Below are 5,908 nucleotides of genomic sequence, written 5' to 3' on the forward strand. Positions count from 1 at the left end.
GGCTATGACAGCCAGCTTCTCGACGAGGCGCCGCAGCAGGCGCTGAAGAGCCTCGATCGCTCGGGCCGCGTCATCTATGTCGGCTCGATGTCGAAGACGCTGGCTCCGGGTCTGAGGCTCGGCTACATCGTCGCTTCGGCAGGACTGATTGCCGAGCTTCGCGCGTTGCGCCGCTTCATGCTCAGGCACCCGCCGGCAAACAACCAGCGCGCCGTTGCGCTGTTTTTGTCGCTCGGCCATCACGAGGCGCTGGTGCGCAGGCTCTCCGCCGCCTTCGACGAGCGGCGCAAGCGTCTGGTCCATGCGATTTCCGCTTTCCTGCCAGAATGGCGCTCGACCGACTCGGCGGGAGGCACGTCGTTGTGGCTGGAGGGCCCGCGCGGTACCGATTCACGAGGGCTCGCCGAAGCGGCCGCTTCGCGCAGCGTCATCATCGAACCCGGCGACCGGTTCTTCGACCGCAGCGAAAAGCCCTCGCGTTTCATGCGTTTGGGCATCTCCTCGATCTCGCTGCAGCACATCGAGCCCGGGATCCGGGAGCTCGCCACCGCCGCCGGCCGCAGGCCCGCTGCCGCCTGATCACCACGGACTGCCACATGAAGAGCCGGCGTTTTGCCGGCTCTTGTATTTTGGCGCGCCTCAACGCTTTAGCATCCTGGCATATTCGACGGGATTGACTGGCTCATAGGCTGTGCCAATGCCGACGGCATAGTCGAGGCACAAAGGGGACGAGGCAGGCCGATGGTGGACCAACCGCCGCGCATCCTGCCCCTGAAAAAGCAAAGGTGGAGTGCTTTCCATGTCAGTGGCTCTTGAGAAGCAGGAAACGACGTCGGACCAGCGTTCGCGGCGGTCCGGCGGGCGCGAAGCGCGCCGCGCGATGCGGGCAGCACCGCTCGCAGACGATATCCGTCCGGTGCGAGCCGGCCTCGAAGGCGGCAGCTACGGGCCATTGAGCCAGAACGACAAGGAACGCATCCATGAAGCGGTGCTGACGCTTCTGGAGACGGTGGGCTTCGCCAACGCCATCCCCTCCTGCATCGAGGCGCTGACCCGGGTCGGGGCGAGCTATGGCGACGACGGCCGCATCCGCCTGCCGCGCGCGCTGGTGCTCGACACGATCAAGAAGGCGGCGCGCCACTTCACGCTCCACGGCCAGGATCCCAAGCACGACATGGTGATCCAGGGCAAACGCGTGCACTACGGCACCGCGGGCGCGGCGGTGCATCTGGTCGATGTCGAGAAGCGCGAATATCGCGAATCGCAGCTGCAGGACATCTATGACGCCGCCCGTCTCGTCGACGGGCTCGACAACATCCATTTCTTCCAGCGCACCATGGTGCCGCGCGATATCCCCGATCCGCTCGAGATGGACTTCAACACGCTCTATGCCTGCGTAATGGGGACATCCAAGCATGTCGGCACCTCGTTCACCGTGCGAGAGAACGTCAAGCCGGCGCTGGAAATGCTCTATGCGATCGCCGGCGGCGAGGAGAATTTCCGGGCGCGGCCTTTCGTGTCGAACTCGAACTGCTTCGTGGTGCCGCCGATGAAATTCGCCGAGGACGCCTGCGGCGTGCTCGAAGCCTGCGTCGAGGGCGGCATTCCGATCCTGCTCTTATCGGCCGGCCAAGCCGGCGCCACGGCTCCCGCCGCGATTGCCGGCGCCGTCGTGCAGGCGGTGGCCGAAGTGCTGATGGGCCTCGTGTATGTCAACGCGATCAAGCCCGGCCATCCGGCGATCTTCGGCACCTGGCCGTTCGTCTCCGATCTCCGGACCGGCGCGATGTCCGGCGGTTCGGCCGAGCAGGCCGTGTTGACCGCGGCGTGCGCGCAGATGGCGCAGTATTACGACCTGCCGGGCGGCTCGGCCGCGGGCATGACGGATTCGAAGCTGCCCGACATCCAGTCCGGCTATGAAAAAGGCATCACCGATGTGATGGCCGGTCTTGCCGGCCTCAACCTCGTCTATGAATCGGCCGGCATGCATGCCTCGCTGCTCGGCTTCTGTCTCGAAAGCCTGATCATCGACAACGATATGCTCGGCCACTGCCTGCGATGCGTGCGCGGCATCGAGGTTACGGACGAGGCGCTGTCGATCGACACCATCGCCGATGTCTGCCTCAAGGGCCCGGGCCATTATCTCGGCAACGAGCAGACTTTGAAGCTGATGCAGACCGAATATTTTTATCCCGCAGTCGGCGATCGCTTCTCGCCCAAGGAATGGAATGAGAAGGGCCGGCCCGACATTTTGCAGCGGGCGATCGCCGAGAAAAAGCGCGTGCTGGCCGAGCGCTTTCCGCGCCATGTGTCGCGGCTCGTCGACGACAAGCTGCGCGCGCGCTTCGGCGAGATGATCAAGCTGCCGCGCAACAAGATGGGCGGCTGATCTTTCCGCTCTCGCAGATCACTCCGCACGCAGCCCATAGCGCTCGACGACTTCGGCGTTGATCAGCTTCGCGTGCAGCGTCAACAGCACGATCTGCGCATCGAGGCTGTCGCCGGCTTCGAGCGCGGCCTCGATGCGGCGCTCGGCTTCCAAAGTGCGCTCCCTGCCATTCGCCCGCTCGAAGGTTTCCGGTCCGGCGACGCAATAGCCGCAGAGTTGCGCCACCGATTGATAAGCCTGAGGCGGCGGCTCCTCGGGCCAATGATCCTTCATCAGGTTGACGATGGTGAGCTTGACGCCCTCAGGCACCAGTGCCGGATGCAAGTCGGCCTTGCGCAAGGCGTCGTCGAGCTGGCGCAAGTCGCCCGAACGGCCGAACATGCCGAGGAAGCCGAGGGAAGAGCGCCGTTTCGCCATATATAGCCTCCCTTCGTAGGGTCGCCGGATCGGGCTAATCTGTAGATGCCCCGCGGCCGAAACAAGGGCCATGAGAAAGGGCGGTCCGCCGGAAAGCGGACCGCCCTTCGATTGTCGCCGTGCTCTGAATTCAGTGGTTGTCGCGCGGGACGCCCCTGGTGTGCGCGACATCCTGATATTTCACCGCCGGCTTCAGCACCATGCCGGCGGAGAACTGGTCGACCATGCCGCGCTGGATCTCCTGCCAGGGCGTCTGGTGCTCGGGATAGTCATAGCCGCCATTGCCCTGCAGCGCTGCCCGCCGCCTGGCAATCTCCTCGTCGCCGACAAGGATATTGGCGGTGCCCTTCCTCAGGTCGATGCGGACGCGGTCGCCAGTCTTAAGCAGCGCCAGCCCGCCGCCGACCGCTGCCTCCGGCGAGGCGTTGAGGATCGATGGCGAACCCGACGTGCCGGACTGGCGACCGTCGCCGATGCAGGCCAGCGAATGGATGCCCTTCTTGATGAGATGGGCCGGCGGCTGCATGTTGACCACCTCGGCGCCGCCCGGATAGCCGACCGGGCCGGCGCCGCGCATGAACAGGATCGTGTGCTCGTCGATGCCCTGCGCCGGATCGTCGATGCGGGCGTGGTAATCCTCCGGGCCGTCGAAGACCATGGCGTTGCCTTCGAAAGCCTCCGGATCGTTCGGGTTCGAGAGATAGCGCTCGCGGAATTCGGGCGAGATGCCGCTGGTCTTCATGATGGCGGAATCGAACAGATTGCCCTTGAGGTTGATGAAGCCGGCATTGCTCTTGAGCGGCTTGTCCACGCCGCGGATGACATCATGATTTTCGTTGACCGCGCCGCGGCAATTGTCGCCGATCGATTTGCCGTTGGCGGTGATCGCATCGGGGTGCGGCAATAGTCCGCCTTTCAGCAGCTCCGCCACGACGGCCGGCACGCCGCCGGCATGGTGATAGTCCTCGCCGAGATACTCGCCCGTCGGCTGCAGGTTGACGATCAGCGGCACGTTAAGGCCGATGTTCTGCCAGTCGTCATTGTCGAGCGGCACGCCGAGATGGCGGGCGATGGCATTGAGGTGGATCGGCGCGTTGGTCGAGCCGCCGATGGCCGAATTGACGACGATGGCATTCTCGAACGCCTGGCGGGTCATGATGTCCGACGGCTTCAGGTCCTCATGCACCATATCGACGATGCGCTTGCCGGTCTCGTAGGCAATCTGGCCGCGCTCGCGATAGGGCGCGGGGATCGCGGCCGAGCCCGGCAGCTGCATGCCGAGCGCTTCGGCCAGCGAGTTCATGGTGGTGGCGGTACCCATGGTGTTGCAATAGCCGGTCGACGGCGCCGAGGAGGCGACGATGTCCATGAACTCGTCATAATTGATCTCGCCGGCCGACAGCCGCTGGCGCGATTCCCAGACAATGGTGCCGGAGCCGGTGCGCTTGCCCTTATGCCAGCCATTGAGCATCGGGCCGACCGAAAGCGCGATCGCCGGAATGTTGACGGTTGCCGCCGCCATCAAGAGCGCAGGCGTAGTCTTGTCGCAGCCGATGGTCAGCACGACGCCGTCGAGCGGATAGCCGTAGAGCACCTCGACGAGGCTGAGATACGCGAGGTTGCGGTCGAGCGCCGCCGTAGGCCGCTTGCCGGTCTCCTGGATCGGATGGCACGGGAACTCGAAGGGGATGCCGCCCATCGAGACGATGCCTTCGCGCACGCGCTTGGCGAGCTCGAGATGGTGCCTGTTGCAGGGCGAGAGATCGGAACCCGTCTGCGCGATGCCGATCAGCGGCTTGCCCGACATCAGCTCGGCGCGGGTCAGTCCGTAATTGAGGTAGCGTTCGAGATAGAGCGCCGTCATGCCCGGGTTGTCGGGATTGTCGAACCACTCCTGCGAGCGAAATTTCTTCTTCTTGGTGGGGGCGCCTGCCATCGTGGTCTCCGTATTTGTATGACAAATCGATATGACAACGCGCTCATGCAGGCAAGAGGCAGACACGCCGCAGACCCGCACTTTGGTGCGATAGACATAGAGAGGGCCGCGGCCTAGGACCAGTCGATGTCCTCAATCCGGGAGATCTTGGGGGCTTTGGTGATCGAGGGCGAGGAGCGGATCGCCGCACCCGTCGAGAAAGTGTGGGAAGCCCTCAACGACCCGGAAATCCTGAAGGAGGCGATTCCCGGCTGCCGGGGAAATCGGACACCTAGCGCCGGCCCGGCGAATTACTCGAACACGATGCTGGGCACTGCCGCCTCGGCGGCGCCGCGTTCCTCTTGCACCCTGTCCCATACCCTCGCGGCGATATCGCGATAGATCTTCGCCTCCGCGCCGTCCGGCTTGGATGCGACCACCGGGGCGCCGGCGTCCGAGCTTTCGCGGATGCCCATCTCCAGCGGCACCTCGCCAAGGAAGGTGACGCCGAGCCGTTCGGCCTCGCGGCGCGCGCCGCCATGGCCGAAGATGTCGTAGCGCTTGCCGGTGTCGGGCGCGAGGAAATAGCTCATGTTCTCGACTATGCCGAGCAGCGGCACGTCGACCTTCTTGAACATGTTGAGGCCCTTGCGGGCATCGATGAGCGCCAGGTCCTGCGGCGTCGAGACGATGACGGCGCCGGCCAGCGGCACCTGCTGGGCCATGGTGAGCTGGGCATCGCCGGTTCCGGGCGGCATATCGACGACCAGCACGTCGAGCGGTCCCCATTCGACCTCGCGCAGCATCTGGGTGAGCGCCGACATCACCATCGGGCCGCGCCAGATCATCGGCGTCTCCTCGTCGACCAGGAAGCCCATCGACATCACCTTGAGGCCGTAATTCTGCATCGGCTTCAGGATCTTGCCGTCGACCGTCTGCGGGCGGCCGTGAATGTTGAGCAGCCTCGGCATCGACGGCCCGTAGATATCGGCATCGAGCACGCCGACGCTCAGCCCATTGGCGGCAAGGCCGAGCGCCAGGTTGACGGCGGTGGTCGATTTGCCGACGCCGCCCTTGCCGGACGCCACCGCGATGATCGCATCGATGCCGGGCACGCCGCGTTTGCCGTGACTGTGAGAAGCCGGCGCCTGCGGGCCAGGACGCTGCGGCGCTGCCTGGGGAGCAGG

At 65.0% G+C, this 5,908-nt stretch carries 5 protein-coding genes and 1 pseudogene; 3 read left to right on the top strand and 3 right to left on the bottom strand.

Translation table 11 applies throughout. The features are described 5' to 3' along the window. Both EOA75_RS27310 and EOA75_RS27315 read left to right on the top strand, forming a co-directional pair. Positions 1-579: PLP-dependent aminotransferase family protein (locus tag EOA75_RS27310; RefSeq protein ID WP_164747586.1), on the top strand; the 579-nt coding region annotated here is incomplete at its 5' end. Between the two features lie 220 nt (positions 580-799). Continuing rightward, positions 800-2,389, top strand: coding sequence for a trimethylamine methyltransferase family protein (locus EOA75_RS27315; protein ID WP_067324395.1), 1,590 nt, complete (start codon positions 800-802; stop codon positions 2,387-2,389). A gap of 18 nt (positions 2,390-2,407) precedes the next feature. On the opposite strand, the gene EOA75_RS27320 is transcribed toward EOA75_RS27315, so the two are convergent. Together EOA75_RS27320 and EOA75_RS27325 are read right to left on the bottom strand one after the other, a co-directional pair. After that, positions 2,408-2,806, bottom strand: a complete 399-nt coding sequence (locus EOA75_RS27320) for a hypothetical protein (RefSeq protein WP_127325618.1) — start codon at positions 2,804-2,806, stop codon at positions 2,408-2,410. 130 nt (positions 2,807-2,936) lie between these two features. After that, positions 2,937-4,742 carry an IlvD/Edd family dehydratase gene (locus EOA75_RS27325; RefSeq protein ID WP_095782337.1) on the bottom strand — a complete coding sequence of 602 codons (1,806 nt, stop codon included), beginning with the start codon at positions 4,740-4,742 and terminating at the stop codon, positions 2,937-2,939. A gap of 126 nt (positions 4,743-4,868) precedes the next feature. Between EOA75_RS27325 and EOA75_RS27330 the strand changes: the two are divergent. After that, positions 4,869-5,000: pseudogene (locus tag EOA75_RS27330) on the top strand (SRPBCC domain-containing protein); the annotation flags it as partial. Positions 5,001-5,032: 32 nt separating this feature from the next. On the opposite strand, the gene EOA75_RS27335 reads toward EOA75_RS27330, so the two are convergent. After that, a partial coding sequence (locus EOA75_RS27335; RefSeq protein ID WP_164747587.1) for an Mrp/NBP35 family ATP-binding protein occupies positions 5,033-5,908 on the bottom strand: 876 nt, incomplete at its 5' end.

The sequence above is a fragment of the Mesorhizobium sp. M1A.F.Ca.IN.022.07.1.1 genome (assembly GCF_003997575.1).
GTDB lineage: Bacteria > Pseudomonadota > Alphaproteobacteria > Rhizobiales > Rhizobiaceae > Mesorhizobium.

Coding starts and splice junctions, on each gene's coding strand:
- EOA75_RS27315 (WP_067324395.1), top strand. CDS start 800: ATGTCAGTGGCTCTTGAGAAGCAGGAAACGACGTCGGACCAGCGTTCG.
- EOA75_RS27320 (WP_127325618.1), bottom strand. CDS start 2,806: ATGGCGAAACGGCGCTCTTCCCTCGGCTTCCTCGGCATGTTCGGCCGT.
- EOA75_RS27325 (WP_095782337.1), bottom strand. CDS start 4,742: ATGGCAGGCGCCCCCACCAAGAAGAAGAAATTTCGCTCGCAGGAGTGG.